The 18,106-nt window shown below is 49.3% G+C and carries 21 protein-coding genes; 10 read left to right on the top strand and 11 right to left on the bottom strand.

Features of this window, described 5'->3' with window-relative positions; all coding sequences use genetic code 11:
• The first annotated feature begins 109 nt into the window (after positions 1 to 109).
• The 4 genes from ACO0K9_RS24825 (at position 110) to ACO0K9_RS24810 (ending at position 2,730) form a co-directional block, all read left to right on the top strand.
• Entirely contained in the window at positions 110 to 1,033 is a 924-nt protein-coding gene (locus ACO0K9_RS24825; protein WP_422989483.1) for a LysR family transcriptional regulator, read from the top strand.
• Between the two features lie 124 nt (positions 1,034 to 1,157).
• On the top strand, positions 1,158 to 1,676 hold the full coding sequence (locus ACO0K9_RS24820) for a hypothetical protein (protein ID WP_422989481.1): 519 nt from the start codon (positions 1,158 to 1,160) through the stop codon (positions 1,674 to 1,676).
• Between the two features lie 40 nt (positions 1,677 to 1,716).
• On the top strand, positions 1,717 to 1,932 hold the full coding sequence (locus tag ACO0K9_RS24815; protein ID WP_422989479.1) for an addiction module antidote protein: 216 nt from the start codon (positions 1,717 to 1,719) through the stop codon (positions 1,930 to 1,932).
• 30 nt (positions 1,933 to 1,962) lie between these two features.
• On the top strand, positions 1,963 to 2,730 hold the full coding sequence (locus ACO0K9_RS24810) for a hypothetical protein (RefSeq protein WP_422989477.1): 768 nt from the start codon (positions 1,963 to 1,965) through the stop codon (positions 2,728 to 2,730).
• A gap of 183 nt (positions 2,731 to 2,913) precedes the next feature.
• On the opposite strand, the gene ACO0K9_RS24805 is transcribed toward ACO0K9_RS24810, so the two are convergent.
• From ACO0K9_RS24805 to ACO0K9_RS24795, 3 genes are read right to left on the bottom strand one after another with little or no spacing between them, the layout of a single operon-like run.
• The gene (locus tag ACO0K9_RS24805; RefSeq protein ID WP_422989475.1) at positions 2,914 to 3,531 is read right to left on the bottom strand and encodes a YdeI/OmpD-associated family protein; all 618 of its coding nucleotides are present in this window, start codon (positions 3,529 to 3,531) and stop codon (positions 2,914 to 2,916) included.
• Between the two features lie 15 nt (positions 3,532 to 3,546).
• Positions 3,547 to 4,047 carry an SRPBCC family protein gene (locus tag ACO0K9_RS24800; RefSeq protein WP_422989473.1) on the bottom strand — a complete coding sequence of 167 codons (501 nt, stop codon included), beginning with the start codon at positions 4,045 to 4,047 and terminating at the stop codon, positions 3,547 to 3,549.
• Complete coding sequence (locus ACO0K9_RS24795; RefSeq protein ID WP_422989471.1) at positions 4,037 to 4,381, bottom strand: ArsR/SmtB family transcription factor; 345 nt, start codon at positions 4,379 to 4,381, stop codon at positions 4,037 to 4,039. Before ACO0K9_RS24795 ends, ACO0K9_RS24800 begins: the two co-directional genes overlap by 11 nt.
• A 311-nt stretch (positions 4,382 to 4,692) precedes the next feature.
• On the opposite strand from ACO0K9_RS24795, the gene ACO0K9_RS24790 reads away from it, so the two are divergent.
• Positions 4,693 to 5,133 (top strand): hypothetical protein, encoded by a 441-nt coding sequence (locus ACO0K9_RS24790; protein ID WP_422989469.1) that lies wholly within the window; start codon positions 4,693 to 4,695, stop codon positions 5,131 to 5,133.
• Here the strand turns inward: ACO0K9_RS24790 and ACO0K9_RS24785 are convergent.
• Positions 5,130 to 5,915, bottom strand: coding sequence for a hypothetical protein (locus tag ACO0K9_RS24785; RefSeq protein ID WP_422989467.1), 786 nt, complete (start codon positions 5,913 to 5,915; stop codon positions 5,130 to 5,132). The genes ACO0K9_RS24790 and ACO0K9_RS24785 overlap by 4 nt on opposite strands.
• A 501-nt stretch (positions 5,916 to 6,416) precedes the next feature.
• Between ACO0K9_RS24785 and ACO0K9_RS24780 the strand changes: the two genes are divergently transcribed.
• Both ACO0K9_RS24780 and ACO0K9_RS24775 read left to right on the top strand, forming a co-directional pair.
• The gene (locus ACO0K9_RS24780) at positions 6,417 to 7,277 is read left to right on the top strand and encodes a Fic family protein (protein WP_422989465.1); all 861 of its coding nucleotides are present in this window, start codon (positions 6,417 to 6,419) and stop codon (positions 7,275 to 7,277) included.
• A gap of 61 nt (positions 7,278 to 7,338) precedes the next feature.
• On the top strand, positions 7,339 to 7,788 hold the full coding sequence (locus tag ACO0K9_RS24775; RefSeq protein WP_422989463.1) for an HAD domain-containing protein: 450 nt from the start codon (positions 7,339 to 7,341) through the stop codon (positions 7,786 to 7,788).
• A gap of 178 nt (positions 7,789 to 7,966) precedes the next feature.
• On the opposite strand, the gene ACO0K9_RS24770 is transcribed toward ACO0K9_RS24775, so the two are convergent.
• The 4 genes from ACO0K9_RS24770 to ACO0K9_RS24755 form a co-directional block, all read right to left on the bottom strand.
• On the bottom strand, positions 7,967 to 8,935 hold the full coding sequence (locus ACO0K9_RS24770) for a CapA family protein (protein ID WP_422989461.1): 969 nt from the start codon (positions 8,933 to 8,935) through the stop codon (positions 7,967 to 7,969).
• Positions 8,932 to 9,363, bottom strand: coding sequence for a hypothetical protein (locus tag ACO0K9_RS24765; RefSeq protein WP_422989459.1), 432 nt, complete (start codon positions 9,361 to 9,363; stop codon positions 8,932 to 8,934). The genes ACO0K9_RS24770 and ACO0K9_RS24765 overlap by 4 nt, the downstream gene beginning before the upstream one ends.
• Before the next feature lie 291 nt (positions 9,364 to 9,654).
• Positions 9,655 to 10,047, bottom strand: a complete 393-nt coding sequence (locus ACO0K9_RS24760) for a hypothetical protein (RefSeq protein ID WP_422989457.1) — start codon at positions 10,045 to 10,047, stop codon at positions 9,655 to 9,657.
• 12 nt (positions 10,048 to 10,059) lie between these two features.
• A complete protein-coding gene (locus ACO0K9_RS24755) occupies positions 10,060 to 10,434 on the bottom strand; it encodes a hypothetical protein (RefSeq protein WP_422989455.1) in 375 nt (124 codons plus the stop codon).
• A 129-nt stretch (positions 10,435 to 10,563) separates the two neighbouring features.
• Between ACO0K9_RS24755 and ACO0K9_RS24750 the strand changes: the two genes are divergently transcribed.
• Complete coding sequence (locus ACO0K9_RS24750; protein WP_422989453.1) at positions 10,564 to 12,270, top strand: tetratricopeptide repeat protein; 1,707 nt, start codon at positions 10,564 to 10,566, stop codon at positions 12,268 to 12,270.
• Between the two features lie 403 nt (positions 12,271 to 12,673).
• Here the strand turns inward: ACO0K9_RS24750 and ACO0K9_RS24745 are convergent, their stop codons facing one another.
• The 3 genes from ACO0K9_RS24745 to ACO0K9_RS24735 form a co-directional block, all read right to left on the bottom strand.
• Positions 12,674 to 13,186 (bottom strand): hypothetical protein, encoded by a 513-nt coding sequence (locus ACO0K9_RS24745; RefSeq protein ID WP_422989451.1) that lies wholly within the window; start codon positions 13,184 to 13,186, stop codon positions 12,674 to 12,676.
• Positions 13,187 to 13,707: 521 nt separating this feature from the next.
• Complete coding sequence (locus tag ACO0K9_RS24740; RefSeq protein ID WP_422989449.1) at positions 13,708 to 14,403, bottom strand: GntR family transcriptional regulator; 696 nt, start codon at positions 14,401 to 14,403, stop codon at positions 13,708 to 13,710.
• A gap of 151 nt (positions 14,404 to 14,554) precedes the next feature.
• On the bottom strand, positions 14,555 to 15,871 hold the full coding sequence (locus ACO0K9_RS24735) for a C4-dicarboxylate transporter DctA (RefSeq protein ID WP_422989447.1): 1,317 nt from the start codon (positions 15,869 to 15,871) through the stop codon (positions 14,555 to 14,557).
• A 404-nt stretch (positions 15,872 to 16,275) separates the two neighbouring features.
• Here ACO0K9_RS24735 and ACO0K9_RS24730 point away from each other — a divergent pair, with 404 nt between their 5' ends.
• On the top strand, positions 16,276 to 17,529 hold the full coding sequence (locus tag ACO0K9_RS24730) for an allantoate amidohydrolase (RefSeq protein ID WP_422989445.1): 1,254 nt from the start codon (positions 16,276 to 16,278) through the stop codon (positions 17,527 to 17,529).
• A 66-nt stretch (positions 17,530 to 17,595) separates the two neighbouring features.
• A partial coding sequence (locus tag ACO0K9_RS24725; protein WP_422989443.1) for a M20/M25/M40 family metallo-hydrolase occupies positions 17,596 to 18,106 on the top strand: 511 nt, incomplete at its 3' end.

Genomic DNA, 18,106 nt, shown 5'->3' with positions numbered 1-18,106 from the left:
CGTCGTTGGGTAGTAACGAGACAGATTCTATTTCTTTGCAAAAATCGTTACAATCACCAGAAATGCAAACCATCTTTGCGTTTTACGCAAATAAAAGCCAAGGTGCCCCATGTTTGATGCAATACAGATTTTTTTGGAAGTCCATGCGGCAGGAAGCCTGTCTGGCGTCGCTAAAAAGCGCAATGTGGCGGTGTCATCCGTCTCCAGAAAGATCGATGCGCTGGAGGCAGAACTGGGCATTAAATTATTCCACCGCAGCTCAAGACGCTTGCTGCTGACTGATTCTGGCGAACAATTCCTGCCCAGGGCAAAAACCATCGCCGCCGAACTTGACGACGCCCGGCAAGCCATGTCCGCACTGAACGCCGACCCGCGTGGCTTGCTGACCGTGACCGCCCCGGCAGCCTTTGGCCGCCGTCACGTGGCACCAGCAGTCGCCAGTTTTTTAAACCGTTACCCTTTGATGGAAGTCGACCTGCACGTCAGCGACCAGATCGTTGATCTGTCCACCCAGCGGGTAGACGTTGCCATCCGTATCGGCGTATTGCCGGATAGCGACCTGGTGGCAAGCACCCTGGCACCGCTGTACAGGCTGACCTGCGCCAGCCCCGCCTATCTGGCACGCCATGGCCGCCCTGCTACGCCGCAAGACCTGCTGCAGCACAACTGCCTGACCGTGGCCACACCGCCCCTGCCCGCTGGCTGGTGGACCTATCCCGGCGTCAACAAGGAAATAACCCTGCCCGTGCATGGCAGCCTGCGTTCTGACGATACCGAAACCCTGCTACTGGCCGCCCTTGCCAACATCGGCATCGTCCACCTGGCCAGCTGGATGGTGTGTGACTATATCGAATCCGGGCAACTGATCTCACTCTTCCCCGGCACCAGCAGCATCCCCACCAAAATCCGCCCCGGCATCCACGCCGTCCGCATGCCCGGCCGCTCCCACGCCGCCAAAGCCCAACTCTTCATCACCCACCTGCGCAGTGCGTTTGGGGAGCCAGTGTATTGGGACAGGGTGTTGAGGGTGTGAGGGGGAAATTAATTAGACAGCTTGCAAGAACGATTTGCATCACGGGAATCTTGCCTGCATGCTGTTCGCAATCAGCTATGATTGTGTATGTTCAAACCGATGTGACTTAAAAAGAACGGTAAAAATGTTTGCTCTCGACACATTGCCAGCACCACCAGAAAGTATGCCAATAATAATCGCTCAAGCGAAACAACGTGAGATAGAACTCAAAAAAATAACTAGAATTGGCCTTTGTTTTCCTGCACCCATTGTCGATGTATTTCCACCTCCAGGTGAACAGGGATTTTATTCGATATCGCCTGTGGCGGAAGCAGAATATTATTTTTACAAGTACGAAAATAAAAAAATTACAGGCACCGTAAGAACAACTGTCCTTCAGGTGCCAAAATATGGGACCTTACAAAAAGACGGAGAAAAATCATATGTCTTACATCCTAATAAAGGGTATTTGGGAAGTGATAATGCGTTAATCCAAGTTGATGCCGGAGAATTCAAACTGCAGATTATGTATTTTTTCCGTCTCATTGTTGGCTCACCTGACGGAGATACATCACAGGATTGGTGTGGTAATAAGAAGGGCCGAAGCTGGAAAATCTCCTCGACTCCAATAAATAACCTGGAGTATGTTAAAAAATCTGTGTAAGTTACCTAGTGATTCATATCGACAGCAGAAAGCACGGATCATGAAAGCACAAACAAACATTTGGGATGTGAGCGACTATCTCAAAACGAAAGAAGACCAGGCGCTGTACCTGGATGCGTGCATAGAAAAAGCCGATGGCGATACGGCATTTATTGCCAAAGCACTGGGCGATATTGCACGGGCGCGTGGCATGTCTCAAAGCGCGAGCGATGCCGGATGCAAAGAACAGCGCCACGAGCACTTTGGTAAAAATTAATAAAAAACTTAAATAGTCGGGGAGAAATAAATGAAATTTCACACACTATGCCCAAACTGTGCAATCGAAACTCCAAATAACGTCACGCTTGGATCAATAATTTTTAATGACTCAGGAGTGTACGAATTTCAATGCAACAACAACCATGTGTCAAATATCATCCTGCAAGAAGAACAATTTCAAGTTTTATTTGAAATTGGAATAGATTCCTTAGCAACAGAGCACCCAATCGAGGCCATTGTGGCATTCGCCGCAAGTCTAGAGAGGTATTACGAGTATTCAATAAAAGTAATGACTTCAGAAAAATGCATTGACCTCGCTGAATCTAAAGCATCTTGGCAAGCCATGGGGAAATTTTCAGAAAGACGTCTTGGAGCATTTATTTTTACATTCCTTTTAACGTTGAATTGTACTCCGAAGACCTTGCGAAATAAGCTCATTGAACTCCGAAACGAAATAGTACATAACGGCAAAATCCCTACTGCTCAAGAAGCACTTGAATACGGGCAAGGAGTGCTAGAAGTAATAGTCCATAATTACAAGATTTCAACGGAGAGATTAAATAATGCAATATCGAAATTGCGTTTTGAAAACTTCGAAGTCTCTAAAGAAAAAACTAATAAAGACGCTTATTGCACATTGCATTCGTCAATTGGATCAGCGATAACACGTGTAATGGAATCAAAAGATAACGTAAAACCGACATTGAACGAATTTGTGGAGTCGGCAAAAGAAAAAATAAATCGCTATTCGAAATTGGCTGTCCCTTTTAAACAGACTGATAAAAAAATTAAATAGCACAAAAACAACACGACGGATTCAAGCTCGAAGTGGAACCCAGTGTTAATGCAATTATTGCTTACGCATTCGCATGCGCCATCAATTAAAATTGGCGTATCGGGCTGCAGCGTAAGTGACAGAAGATGCGAGACAACGCCACAAAAGGATTTAACAGACAAACCTCAACTTGAGGAGCGGTCACTACTTGGCATATTTCCAAAAACGCCCCTTGCCCTCTGCAATCCAGGCTATCGCCTCCTCAATGCGCTTGTTGCGCGTTGCCTCGGTCTTGGCGTCACCAATCCAGAGCTTGTATTCCTTTTGAAATGATGCCGACTGGCTCTCGAAAATCTTTGCGATCTTTGGGTTGACCTGGAGTTTTTCGGCGAATGCTGCAGGCACTTCAACCTCTTTGGGCGTCCTGGATTCTCGCGCCGGGAGTTTCAGGCCTTGCTCATTGAGCCGCATTGATTCTTTGATCCAGGATGTAAGTTCCTTGTCTGACGGTAAATCAGCAATGCTAGTCAGCTTGCCCATAAAACGCTTCGCAGCCGGGACGCCAGCATTGGCCTTGAGACGCGCATCCCCCATCAGTGCATCCTTATAGAACGTGAAGGAACAATGCTTCTTGTAAGCAGCGAAAATACACATCATGTCGCCTTGGTAGTCGAAATGTGGATTCCCCCATTTGAGCTCCTCAATCACCTCCGGGCAGGTTGCATGGATAAGGGCACGCAGGTGAGCGAAGATGGGTTTCGCAAAGTCTTCGACCGTTTCGGCATAAACATCAAGCTTGGGGTTGTGTTTTGGCGTTCGCATGGGGTCTTTCAATGCTTAATTGAGGATCAAAAGAAGCTCGTCCAGGCGTTCCAAAGTCGAAGTCAGTCCCTCTTTCAGCCCCATGTTAATGACTTGCTGGAGTGCTTCAGGCGACGCATAGGAAACGACCGTCTCTACCAGGGTATGCCTGGCACCATCAGAGAAAGTGACATCCCACTTGGATCTGGGTAAATCAGGGTTTAGTGCACCGGTGTCATCACAAAAACCGTCAAGCGCAGTGTAATGATCGATGGCTTGAATGGTTTGATAGTCCGAGCGGCCCCAGTATTCTGTCCCATTGGGTTCAACCATCGCGTAAAGCCAATGTCCACCTTCACTAAAATCCATAAACTTGGTTTTCGTGGTTAAGGGTTTAGGAGCAAACCACCGGTCAAGCAGTTCACTTTTTGTGTAGCAGTCCCACACCATTTGCCGTTTGGCAGCAAATTCTCTTTTGATCGTGATGGTGTTTTTATCCTTGTCAACAAGGAAGTCAAATTGAAGATCAGCTTTCATTTTCTTCACCTTTCAGGGTGGCTAATAAATTATCGAGATTGTTGTACCGGCTTTCCCAAGCCGTGCGCTGCTGGTCAAACCATTTTTCGGCGGCAGTCAAATTTGCACGTCTTAGCTTGCAAGTTCGAACTCGCCCCACTTTCTCTGATGCAATAAGGCCGCTGCTTTCGAGAACCTTGATGTGCTTCAAGAACGTAGGCAAACCCAAACCGAATGGTTCTGCAAGCTCCTTGATCGATGCAGAGCCGCTACCAAGCTTCGCAATCACTGCCCGCCTGGTAGGGTCGGCCAATGCGTGAAATACGTTGTTGAGTGATGCAGAATAGTTTTCCATGTGACGAACTATATCATCATAGTTCGCCATTTGGCAAACTATTTGAAAAATGTTATGCTGGCCCATCTTGACAGCTAGATGGCCTGTAACTACATCCAATCCGGGTAACTGATCTCGCTCTTCCCAGCAGCATCCCTACCAAAATCCGCCCGGCATCCGCATGCCTGGCTGCCCGCATACCGCCAAAGCCCAACTCTTCATCACCCACCTGCGCAGCGCGTTGGGGAGAAAGTGCAATGGGACAGGGTGTTGAGGGTGTGAGGTGGAGGCTGAACGATTTGCCCCATCATGTATAGCGACAGGAGCTCTTTATGTCCAAGAAAAAAATTCAAAATTTTGTTTATTCGTTGATCGGCTTAGTCATTCTTTGGAGTATTGTCACCGTGCTGGCGAAGTCGCTTTTACACGAGGACGATTCAATTCCGGCAATTATTGTCGTCAATTTTCTGTTGACAGGATTGTCGATTCGCATGTGGACAAATCCTTATTTTTTCAGCGGTAAAAATCAGCAATACAATATCGAGACATGGCAGGAATGGTTGGGGATATTTTTCTTAGCAGCAATAGTTTCCTGCATTTTCTTGCTGATAGATTGCGGTGGCAGTTTCCCTTCATTCAATCCAGAATTAGTATGCAATGGCCATCCGGGTATAGATATCATTTTCACGATCAGCGCGCTGGCAATAACAGCGATTGCAATTCCCTCTGCCGTGCGTGCCTGGCTGATATCCAGAACGAAAAATGAGTTCTAGCTAAACGGTACAGTGAGAATTGTCTTGACGGTCCACCGGTCGGATACCGAAGTCAGTCCTCTGCCCAGCCCAATATTGATGTCCCAACCATGTATCTTGGTATCAATGACACCGTACAATGTCTGACCGTGCTGGTTTAAGTGACCCATATTACGCAGCTCACCCATCTCATTGTAGCTTTCTGCGCCCACTTCAAAATCCGGGCTGACCTTGTAGGATATCTTGGTGGCTAAATTGAGGGTGGCAGGGCTGGGGGTTGGCCCGGATATCTTGAAATCAACATTTGCATTCGTTCCAAAAGACCAGCGCTTGCTGTCGTAACCGAAAATGCCTTTCAACTCGCCGTTCCAGGGGTTTTCATCAAGTCGATAGGCAACCCGGCCGACTTCAAGATTGGCACCGACAAAATACGCCTGGTCAGGTGATTTCGATTTGATGTATTTGAGGCGCAGCTTTTCTCCATCGACGGCGGTATTTCCGTTCGCACTTCTCGATGTCAGGATATACGCGCCCATCTCAAGTTCTGGTGTAAGCCCGTAAGAAAACTCTGGTGTCAGACGAAACACATGTCGGGGCGCTTGCGCACCCGGATAGTCAGGAACAGCATTGCCAGAAAAAACGTAATTGCCATGAATGTCCAGACCGATTTTGCCGGGTTCATTCATCTCATCCATGTAGACCTGTATCTCTTCAGAGGCTGCCCACACTGGGCTACCCGCCAAGCCCAGCACTATCAAGCCCGCCCACCGGGAAATGTTACGGCGAAGTGTGTGTTTTCGCATGTTGTTTGTTCCACTTGTTTGTATCATGTTTGTTGAAAAAACTGAAGTCGAAATGAGAATCAATTCAAGGCTATGCAATGCATAACTTATTCTATCCGACTCCTGCTTCAACATCATTTTCTATTTGAAAGAGCAAGGGTAGTGACAACATATGAATTTACTGAATGCAGACGCTTACTTATGGGGTTGATCACTGCGCTGTAAAACATTTGAGACAGCTTGAAAAAAGTGGACATCGTTTGGTAATTTAATATGTCTTAATGGATTTTTTGTTGCATCACACGCCACCAAAGCCCAACTTTTCATCGACCACTTTCTTAAAGCGATAGGTGTTGGATGCCAACAAAACGAACCTCCCCTGCAAGGGAGGTTTCTTAAAAGCGATAGCCTTGCTGGGCTACTTTTGCGCAAGCTCTAATTATTTCGGATGGCGCAAAATCAAAAACCTTATTTGAAGTTTTTGACGCCAGCGGCTAGAATGAGGCGACACATTCCAAATTCATGACACTTACCCCATCCCACAGAAAATCCATCATTTCAGCAGCTAACGCCAGTGTCAATCTCGAAGGATTTGAGATCAGCAGCACACTTGCCAGTCAATTCTTTGACTACATCGCCGACAAGCTGTCACTCAGCGTCATCGCAAGTCAGGCAAATCTGCACTATAGCAAGATGTTATCTGCACCAAACCAAAACCGCAAACAGGCGCTAGCTCAGGCGGAAAGTGACTTTACGCGCATACGCATTGCACAAGTCATGGAAACTACTCAGTATCACCCCAGTGCAGTATCCGTCTTTGATGCAGAACATTTAAAGAACATCAATGCTAGCATTTTGCAGGATATGCCGATGTACCGGGGTGGGCTGTTGCGGCTGAACAAAAGCGAGCACATCCGTAGCCGAACATGCAATGGCGGACAAGATAGCTATGTCGTTCACTATAAGAATAGTGGTGTCAATGCATCAGATATCAATCAGGCCATAGCTAAACTGGGAGATATCACCATGCTTCAATCACAACCAAGGACTGTGTTCGTCGATAAACTCGCCATGCTCTATGCAGACCTTGACTATATTCATGCATTCAATGAAGCGAATAGTCGCACACTCAGATTATTCACAAGCCAAATTGCCACAATGGCGCACCATACATTAGACTGGTCAAAGGTATTTGACTATGAAAATCCTCGCGAAGTGTTATACCAGGCCAGAGACATCGCCGTCAGTAAGCGCAGCTTTCCTGCGCTCGATATCGCCAGCATGCGCGATGCCAGCCAATCAGAATTTGAAGCGTATGAAACACAAAAGAAATTGGCTAACGCGAAAACACTGATGGCTGTCATGCATGAAATTATTGATTGATTACCTGTGCCAGGCAATGATGCTTAAGCCAGACAAGGTATAGCGAATCATGGAGAAAACTTTGAATAGAAAAATATTATTTCTTGATTTCGACGGTGTGCTTCATCCCGATGGCTACCCCCATTTTTCCAGGCTCGACTTATTCACCGCATGCTTATTACAAATGCCGGAAATCGACATCGTAATCAGTTCCACCTGGCGATACGAAAAATCACTGGCCGAGTTAAGGGCTTTATTCCCGGCAGAATTGCGAGCAAGAATAATTGGCATGACACCGATATTGGATATTGGCCTTGACTTGCGCGGCAGGCAAAGAGAAATCGAGTCGTTTCTGCAAACAAATACATCCAATGCTGTATTCAATCCAGTATCCAATACTGCATGGGCAGCTCTCGATGATATGCGAGAATTTTTCGATGATGGCTGCCCAAACTTGATATGGGTAGATCCAGAATTTGGTTTTAGCGAAGATGACGGGATGCGCTTAAAAAAGTGGTATGACCAGGCTTAACGGGAGGAAAAGCACCCATGAGCAAGCAAGAGAATTATCCATGCTACACACGCACAGATAATTCTTGGATGCCACACCTCAGGATCTCAGTCTGGGGCCTGCAGCTGTATTCCTTGTTGACACTCCGATGCATTGCTTAATGTTAACGGGGGTTGACAACAATCCATTAATGCACCGGTCATTTCAGGATTTTATCAATCCCTTGCTGAGATAGCACTCCCGCATATTTCGGAATCCCATTTTTATCCAATTTGGCGACATGAATCGTCCAGCTGATTTTATTGTCGGCAGAAAAAGTCAATTCCAGCGCCCAGCCTGTTTGTGATTCTTCGGTATGAAAGCCGTTGAAGACGAAATTACCCAGGCTGTAGAAAATTGGCTTGCCTTTGTAGATATCAATATTTTGTGTCACATGCGGGTGCCCGCCTACGACTGCATCTGCGCCCGCATCGATCATGATGCGCGCCAGTTCTTCCTGGTGTTTGGATGCATGCGGTTCATGTTCCCAGCCCCAGTGTGGATAGGTGATGACGATATCAGCACCCAATTTTTCCCTGGCATTGCGTATATCAAATGCGACCTGATCAGCATCGGCCCAGGCCACACCGGGCCTGTCTTCCAGGGCTTCAAAGCTACGTGGAAAAAAATTGTCATAGCCCAGTATGGCAATTTTATGCCCGTTCTTTTCCACCACGTACGGCGCATGCGCAGAATGCAGGTCGCGACCGCCCCCAAAGTAAGGTATTTTTTCTTTTTCCAATAAACCCAGCATCGCCGCAAAACTGTCCGGGCCATAATCACCCGTATGATTATTCGCCAAAGACACGGCTGAGAAATGTGCTTTGACGGTTTTTAATACCCGTGGATGGGCCAAAAATGTAAATGGCTTGTCTTCTTTTTTTCCATTCGTCCCCACCACACATTCCAAATTACCAAAGCGCAGATCGGCTTGCTTGAATTGCTGTTGAAACGCAGCAAACGGGTCTTTCCCCTGCTGTATCACTTTGCCTGGCAATTCGTCGAGCATTAAATCCCCGACAAACAGCATGCGTACATCCTGCTTTTGCGCATACGCATTGCTGCACAAGCTTGCCATGCAAAGAAGTCCCAGGGAAAGATGTTTTAGTGTGGCTGATAAGATTTTCATTGGGACGTTCCTGTTGCGCATACCGCTTTACAGCTAAAGCTGAGTTCACGTTCGAATTTATGGGAATACACGCGCTGCAAGCCAAAACCATTTTTCTCGGCCTGGCAACTGGCTACATTGATGTTGGATTCGCTGGCATGGATTAACACATAGCGATTCTTCGATTGGTGGTAGGTAAACGTCTTTAACTTGCTTTGCCCATTTTTTGGATCAAGTAATACCTGGGCACTGAAGCGGAAGCCTCCTTCCAGATCGTGGGTATCAAATGCAAATGGATCGCTGGTATTTTTTATATTAAAACTGTTTTCTGTACCGGATACTTTGACTTCACAAAGCGCATCCTGAGCAAGAGCAGGAAAAGAACAGAAGAAAAGTACTGCGCAAATACCAGTACTTAGCAGCGTTAAACCGGGCGAAAGCTTTGACATGATTTCCTTTGTAAAATGCATCGTGATGTACTGATCATCTGCGCGACAGCGGCGAATAGCGTGTGCCTGGAGTATAGCGGTTTAACGATCTTCTAAGAAACGTCATGTCTCTTGGACTTGTTGCGTTGACGATTATTTGACACAGCCGTCAACAATACCAGATAAATGCCCTATTTCCGGAGTCAGCCTGGTCATTTCAACAGTTGTAGGCGGAATGCAAGTGCCAGCGGCAGCGAATACCAAAGTCAAGATTTCTAGAGAGACATCATCAGGCAAATAAAGCGGGGAGGTTCAGGTATCTTCCTGCAAAAACTCTCCTAACAATTCCACCGCCAGTTGCCCCCAGCTTTTGCCAACGCCTTTCAGATGGACGCTGACCACGATCTGGTCGGATACGTCTGTAACAGATTCTATTTCTATGATCTCGCTTTTGCTGGTATCAATGACGCCGTTCATTTCATAAAACCGCGTAGCCGTGGTTAACCAGGATGCATAAGCAAAAGCTTCATTGCTCCCACAAGGTATTGACACATACGACAGTAAAATACCTTGCGCAGGATGCAGTCCGGCGTGGGTCAACAATTCAATTACCCACTGGTATTCTTTCTGATCTGGCTGCCTGTTACGAAACGCGTGTGCGGTATTTGCCATGCCTTGTTTGAGCAGGGCATTTTGCTGCTGCACATTCAATTGTCGCTAGCGCGCTGTAGAGGGTAATCCATCTACTGGTTTGCGGGGCGTTATCTGGGGACTCCCCGCATCTCGCGGCCCATTACTCGCTGCACCCCCTCCCCGTTCATCCTTCACTGTCGCCGCATTCAGCAAGGCTGGCACATTTATCTTTGCCATCTGGATATTCTCGGCAATATCTTCCGTGTAGCCTTCCCGCGCCAGAAAAACAATCGCACCCAGAATTCTTTCTCTTTGGGTCGCTTCTTCATCGGCCAGGGTTTTCTCATAGCGCATCAATTGCGCCAACAATGCACGGGCCTGCTGACCGTCAAATTTCCGTATCAGTTCGGCTTCCCTATCCTGACTTGTTAGTCCATATTGCTGCTCTGGTCGTGTCATATTAGAACTCATTTTAAAAATAATGCCATCCAGCAACAGCCTTGCAGGCGGTCTGGACTGCGTTTATAGTGCTGGCTTATCCGCATAGGCATAGCGCCGCCAAGCGCATGAAAATTATCAAGGGAAGCCATGTCCGTCACACCTCAAATCAAAGTTTATCAAGACGATATCACACCTTTTTTGCAGCGCTTGCCTGCATTTCTCTTGTTCCCTTTCCGGCCTGCACCCTTGTTCATGATGGCTGGCTTGTCTGCCGTCAGCGCAGTGACGGTGTTCACGTCTGGCCTGTTCCGTGGCGTGCTGATGCTGTTCTTTTTGCGCTATGCGTATGCTGTGATGGAAATGGCGGCCATGGGCAAGCTGGACCCCAAATGGGATGACATTACGGTATTTGGCAACAAGGACAAGCGCCCCTACAAGCAGAACCTGGTGTTTCTTCTGTACTTTGTACTGGTGTTTATCACGGCCAGTTATGCAATACGGGTCGATACCCCCAAAGAAGCACCGGCGGTGTCGGCAGGCGCAGCATCGCTAGCAGCACCGTCGACAACATCGCGGGCAAGCACGTCGCCAGGCCAGACAGAACAGCGCCGCAATGCCCAGGATGATGAGGATGACGACGCTGAAACACCGCGGGCGACCGGCCAGTATGATATGAATGCCACCAAGGCCGATGATGCCACGTCACGCAAGATCGCCATGCAGGAACAGGCCCTCACGTATGGCACCGCTAACACCGTCGCCGAAGAAGCTCCCCGCGATATCCCTGGCAGAAAATGGGATCGCTTTCTGGACCGGGATGTGCATTTTGCCAAATGGTTTTACGTGCTTGCTTTGCTGTTTGCCATACCGATACCCGCAGCTGTGATGGTGCTGGCGCTGGAGGACGATACCTTGCGCGCACTGAACCCGCTCACGTCCCTGTTCTTCATTCGCGCCATGGGCATGTCGTATTTTATCGTGTGGGCACTCTTTGGGCTGGCCATGCTGACCATTGCAAGTGTGCGCCACCTGCTACCGGCGGGCTTGTCACCATTTGCCAGTATACCGTTGGTCACGTTTATCAATTTTTACCTGATCCTGGCCACGTATTCGATGATGGGCTATGTGCTGTACCAGTACCACCAGCAACTGGGCATGGCCGTCGAGGTCGATTTTGATGCGCAACGCACGCACGAAGAGGCCAGCGCAGCGCCGGTGTCATCCGACCCGTTCATGCAGCGCATTGATGCGCTGTTATTGAAGGGTGAAGTGGATGCCGCCATCCGCCTGCTGGAAGATGAAATGCGCTATGACCGCAATAACCTCGGCATGAATGAAAGGCTATACCAGTTATTGCAACGCAAGGATGATGAAAAACGCATCCTGGATCAGGGGCGGCGCTATATGCTGGCGCTGAGCAAAGCCACTTACCATGAAAAAGCCCTGCATCTGCTGGAAAACCTGAAGCAGCGCGACCCGGCCTTTGACATCCAGGCAGACAATGTATTGCAAATGGCAGGCACCGCCTTTGCGGCGCGTGATTTTAAAGGGGCGATGACCCTGATACAGGGCTTCGATAAAAAATACCCCGGCCATGCAGATATACCAGCGGTGTACATGCTGGCAGCACGCCTGTCTGGCGACCATTTTCGCAAATATGCACAAGCCATCAGCATACTGAACGTGATCTTGCAGCGGCATCCGGATGCCGCCGTTGCGAAAGATGCGGCCAGCTATCTGGAAACCATGCAGAAAGCGATGGCTGCGCAGGCAGCGGCGACTTCAACTGCAGCGGCGACGGCAACGGCAACGGCAACGGCAACGGCCAGCGCACCGTCATCAAAAGCATCCTGACCAGCGGCTGATCATATACAAAAAAAACAGAGGTCTTCACTGGTCTCTGTTTTTTTGCGTACTGGTGCTTGAAACTCACGCCAGCAACGCTGAAATAAAATCCGTCTTGTCACTCTTCGACAATTCTTTGAATTGAACCGCGTGCGATTACGCTGCGCTAATCGCACATACCCAGACTCTTCGCCACGTTCTTGAATTGCGAACCGCGTAGGTACGATTAGTGTAGCGTAATCGTACGCAGGTCTGTCACGGTTTGTAATCTCCAATTGCTGATTTGCTGAAGAAAACACAAACCAGTGAAGTTCCTCTGGCGGTATAAAAGACAAGAAAATGTGAAGAATTTTCATCCTTGCCAGGCACAACATACGTGCGATTACGCTGCGCTAATCGCACCTACCCAAGCTTAATCGTATTCAATAACATGCAATCCAGATTTTTCTGCCAATCGTAAAACTGGTTCAGCTCTTTGGCGGTCGTTAAAATATAGGTGATGGGTGTCGTCCCACGATGCCATATAGAGACAATCAAAATCAGGAAAAATAAGAAATTGGAATGGACTGTTGGACATTTTAGATCGGCATTGCGTCAGATAGCCAGCCTTGTCGGTATATTGCTTGATGACCAGCTTCTCTTTGTGCGGCCATTGTCCACAGTAACGAACTGTGAACACCTCGGCAGCATCAAACAAGGCAGCCCAATGTGACAGAAATTTTTTATTCCGGTTTTCTTGTTCAGTCACATCTATGTTATCCAATAGATGATATTCGTTCTCGCAAGTTATCCAGTGGTCAAAAACAGAGATGGCAGCGCGCCCCATTTCGCCGTGATTGATGTTTTCTTTCACATTTTGCAAAAATGGGAATTGCAGCTTGATGCTGTTTTCTACGTCGGAGCTGACTTTGGATAATTTTTTCACAGTGTGTATATCGTTCAATGAACAGTCTTAAGTAGTAGATGGCTTGTTAGCTGCATTCCAACGAATATGCTAATTTTCAAGTGCAATTTTTGCGTATCTTATTTTATTTCGGGACGCAACATGCGTGCGATTACGCTGCGCTAATCGCACCTACCCAGACTCTTCGCCACGCTCTTGAATTGCGACCCGCGTAGGTACGATTAGTGCAGCGTAATCGTACGCAGGTTTGTCACGGTTTGCTAGCGTCAACTAGCTGATGTTCTGAAGAAAATACAAACAATGAAGTTCCTCCGGCGGTATAAAAGACAAGAAAATTTGAAGCATCTTCGTCATTGCCAGGCACAACATACGTGCGATTACGCTTCGCTAATCGCACCTACCTGACTGAAGAAAATACAAAACAGTGAAGTTCTGCCAATGGAATAAAAGGCAAAGCAATTTGAAGTACCTTCGTCATTGTCAGACATAACTGCGTGCGATTACGCTGCGCTAATCGCACCTACCTGACTGGTGCTTGAAACTCACGCCAGCAAGGCTGAAATAAAATCCTTCTTGTCACTCTTCACCACTTCCTTGAATTGCAGTGCTGATTCAACATGGTGCAAGTGATGCACCATCAGTTCCACGGCTTTTTCTACATCCCCGGCTTTGGCGGCGCGGATAAATTCTACGTGTTCATCGGATGAGCAACTGGCGTCGCGGCTGGATTGGTACAGCATGGTGATGAGGGAACTGCGGCCCGCCAGCTTCATCAGGATATCGGTCAGCACCTGATTGCCCACGGTCTTTGCCAGCAGGATATGAAAGTCGCTGAGCAGGGTTGAACGTTCCTGCACGTTGTTGTCGATGATGGCCTGGCGTTCTTGGATCAGGTGCTGCTCTATGCTGGCGTAATCTTCTGCGGTGGCTTTGGCGATAAATTCGCGCACCAGTGCGGCTTCCAGTATACGGCGTACAGAGAATATTTCATGCGCTTCCTGCTCGCTGGGCTTGCTGACAAAGGCACCTTTTTCTGGCACCAGGTCAATCAGCTTGTCTTTGGCCAGCATGACCAGGGCAGCGCGGATCTTGGTGCGGCTGACGGAATACATGCGCGCCAGGGCCTCTTCGCGCAGCTTGGTGCCGGGCGGCAGCCTTTGCTCGGCAATGGCGGTGGTGATATCGCTGGCAATGGCTTCAGAACTGTCTGCCTGGTCTGAATGGGTAGTGACTGTCATATTATTATTTACCTGTAAAACTGAGCTTACCGCATGATGTGCTAGGCCGGAATTGTAACCCCATAAGCAAAACGCCCAAAGATTTCCATCCATGGGCGTTATTTTTATTTCACATACATTGACTTAGCTCAGTCAGTCAATGAAAACAACATCATGCTACTGCCAGTTCTGCTTGACTGGCAGCCAGATCATAACTGGCAATCGCTGTCGTGTCGCCATTCAACACTGCATGGGCGCGGGTTTTGTCGATGTCTTTTTCCCACGTTGCCACCACCACGGTTGCAACGCAGTTACCGATCAGGTTGCCCAGTGCACGGGCAATGCCGATAAACCAGTCCACTGACAACACCAGCACCAGGCCCACCACCGGTATCGCCGGTATGGCAGACAAGGTGGCGGCCAGTATCACTATCGCCGAGCCTGGTACGCCATGCGCACCTTTGGAGGTGACCAGGGCAATCGCCAGTATCGCCAGCAAATCAGACATCGCCAGCGGGGTATTGGTGGCCTGGGCAATAAATACCGCTGCCAGTGTCAGGTAGATCGAAAAGGCATCCAGATTGAAGGAATAGCCGGTGGGTATCACCAGGCCCACCGTGGTGTCCTTGATGCCCATGTATTCCAGCTTTTTCATCACCTGTGGCAAGACAGAATCAGACGAAGCCGTTGCCAGCACCACCAGCAATTCTTCACGCAGGTATTTGATGAACTTGAAAATATTGAAGCCGGCAGCTTTCAATATGCCACCCAGAATGCCGAATACAAAAATGATAACGGCCCCATAAAACAGGATCACCAGGAAGCCCAGTTGCTTCAATGAACCCACCCCATATTTGCCCACGGTAAAGGCAATTGCACCAAATACGCCCAAAGGGGCCAGCTTGATGATGAAGGACATGCACTTGAAAAACACTTCCGACAAGCTGCTGATCAGGTTAGCGATGGGGCGGGCTTTTTCACCCACCAGTGACAGCGCACAGCCAAAGATCAGCGAAAACAGCAATACCTGCAACACATCGCCCGACGTGAAGGCACTGACCACTGTAGTCGGGATCAATTTCATCACAAATTCGGCAAAACCGGCGCTTTTGACCTTGTTGGCATTGTCGACATAGGTACTGAGGGTGCTGGCATCGAGCGAGGCAGGGACGATGTTCATGCCCTCACCCGGATGAAATATAAACGCCAGCGCCAGGCCCAATACCAGTGCCATGGTGGTGACCACTTCAAAGTACACCAGGGCTTTCAGGCCGACCCGCCCTACTTTCTTGAGTTCGCCTGCACCATAAATGCCATGCACGACCACGCAAAAGACGATCATGGGGATAATCATCTTGATCAGCTTGATAAAGCCGTCACCGACAGGTTTCAGGCTGACACCAAAGCTGGGATACAAGACCCCGACCAGTATCCCCAGTACCAGTGCAATAAGCACCTGGCCGAATAGTGATTTGTATACACGCTGCACGATTACCTCCTGATAAGGGTTAGCACTACTATGGTTGGCATTAATGATTGGCAATACAGTGACTGTACGAAGTGAGCTGACTGCAACTCCTTGATAAATAACAGAAAAACGGGGTAGATCTCACCGTCAAGCCAGCTTGTCAGGAAGCGATCTGAAATCCAATATACTGCATCCAATTATTGTATGCAATAAATGAATTCAATAGTAGAATCCAAAAAAACACACAAAAAGTGGCATCATCCTGATCAGGTCCGTCAGCAAGCGATAAGCAATACATCACAAACCCGGCCAGGACATCAGCAAGCCACTATGAAGCTTGTAAGTAGCACCTAAGTTGCACCTAAGTTGCACCTAAGTTGCACCTAAGTTGCACCTAAGCAGCACCTAAAAAGAAGGAGACCAGCATGTCGAGCAAGATGCATTCCTACGCAGATTGTGGCGCGCAAATCATGAGCAGGGCTGATGTATTGGCGCAACATACTGAAACGCCGGACATGTTGACGCGCACTTACCTGAGCCCGTCGCACCACAGTGCAGCCGCCCAGTTGGCCGAATGGATGTGCGCCGCTGGCATGCGCGTGCGGCGCGACGTTGCCGGTAATGTCATAGGCCGCTATGAAGGCCTGGAGCCGGACGCCCCCGCGCTGCTGACCGGCTCGCACTTTGATACCGTGCGCAATGCCGGCAAATATGACGGCAACCTGGGCATCCTGCTGCCGCTGGCCTGCATCGCGCAATGGCATGCCGCAGGCAAGCGCTTTCCGTTTGCGATAGAGGTCATCGGTTTTGCGGAAGAAGAAGGCGTGCGCTTCAAGGCCACCCTGCTTGGCAGCCGCGCCGCCGCCGGCACTTTCGACACGGCTGTGCTGGACAATCTGGATGACAACGGCCTCAGCATGCGTGAGGTGATGACGGCTTCTGGCTTTCATCCGGCCGGGCTGGCCAGGGCGGCGTATGACCCGGCGCAGGTGCTGGCCTTTGTCGAAGTGCATATAGAACAAGGCCCGGTCTTGCTGAATGAAGACTTGGCACTGGGTGTAGTCACAGCCATTTCAGGTGCCACCCGCTATATGGTGGAAGTGGAAGGCCTGGCAGGACACGCTGGCACCGCCCCCATGGGCATCCGCCGCGATGCCGCCATGGCAGCAGCAGAAACCGGCCTGTATATAGAACAGCGCTGCCAGGACATCCCCGGCCTGGTCGGCACGGTGGGCCTGTTCCAGGTACCGAATGGTGCCGCCAATGTGGTGCCGGGCAAGGCGGTATTTTCTATCGACATTCGCGCTGAACAAGATGCCATACGTGAACAGGTGGTGGTCGATGTGCTGGCACAGATAGAACGCATAGGTGCAAGACGCAAGGTGCAGTTCAATCTGCGTAAAACTCATGAAGCCCGCAGCGTACCTTGTGCGCCATGGCTGCAACAACAGCTGGCACAGTCGATTGCCCATTGCGACCAGCGCCTGCGCTACCTGCCTTCAGGTGCCGGGCATGATGCCATGGCGATGGCAGCGCTGTGCGATGTTGCCATGCTGTTTGTACGTTGTGGCAATGGCGGCATCAGCCATCACCCGGATGAAATCATGACGACAGAAGACGCCGCACTCGCCGCACTATCCTTTAGCCATTTTGTTGAACACTTTGTATTGAACCGTTAACGTCGAGGCGTGAACCATAACACGCCCAATCACACTCACCAAGATCGCCAAGAAAGCTCTCCACCCATGAACCACTACCAACAACTCGACGCCTGGATCGACAGCCACTTTGATGAACAGGTCAGCTTCCTGCAAGAACTGGTACGCGTGCCCACCGATACCCCACCCGGCAACAATGCCCCGCATGCAGACCGCACTGCTGATCTGTTGCAGCACATGGGTCTCACTGCAGAAAAACACGCCGTCCCTGACAGTGAAGTCAAAGCCGCCGGCCTGCAAAGCATCACCAACCTGCTGGTACGCCGTGTATATGGCCCCGGCAAGACCATCTTGCTGAATGCCCATGGGGATGTAGTGCCCCCCGGTGAAGGCTGGACCAAGGCCCCGTATGGCGGCGAAATAGAAAACGGTAATATCTATGGCCGTGCCACGGCTGTCAGCAAATCTGATTTTTCTACCTACACCTTTGCCCTGCGTGCACTGGAAGCTGTCGCCAAGCCCAAGACTGGCACGCTGGAATTGTTATTTACCTATGATGAAGAATTTGGTGGCGAAGTCGGCCCCGGCTGGATGTTGA

This window comes from Undibacterium sp. Ji50W, assembly GCF_049340445.1.
Classification (GTDB): domain Bacteria; phylum Pseudomonadota; class Gammaproteobacteria; order Burkholderiales; family Burkholderiaceae_D; genus Undibacterium.
The sequence above is the reverse complement of the archived record's forward strand: the minus strand, read 5'-3'. Positions and strand labels throughout refer to the sequence as shown.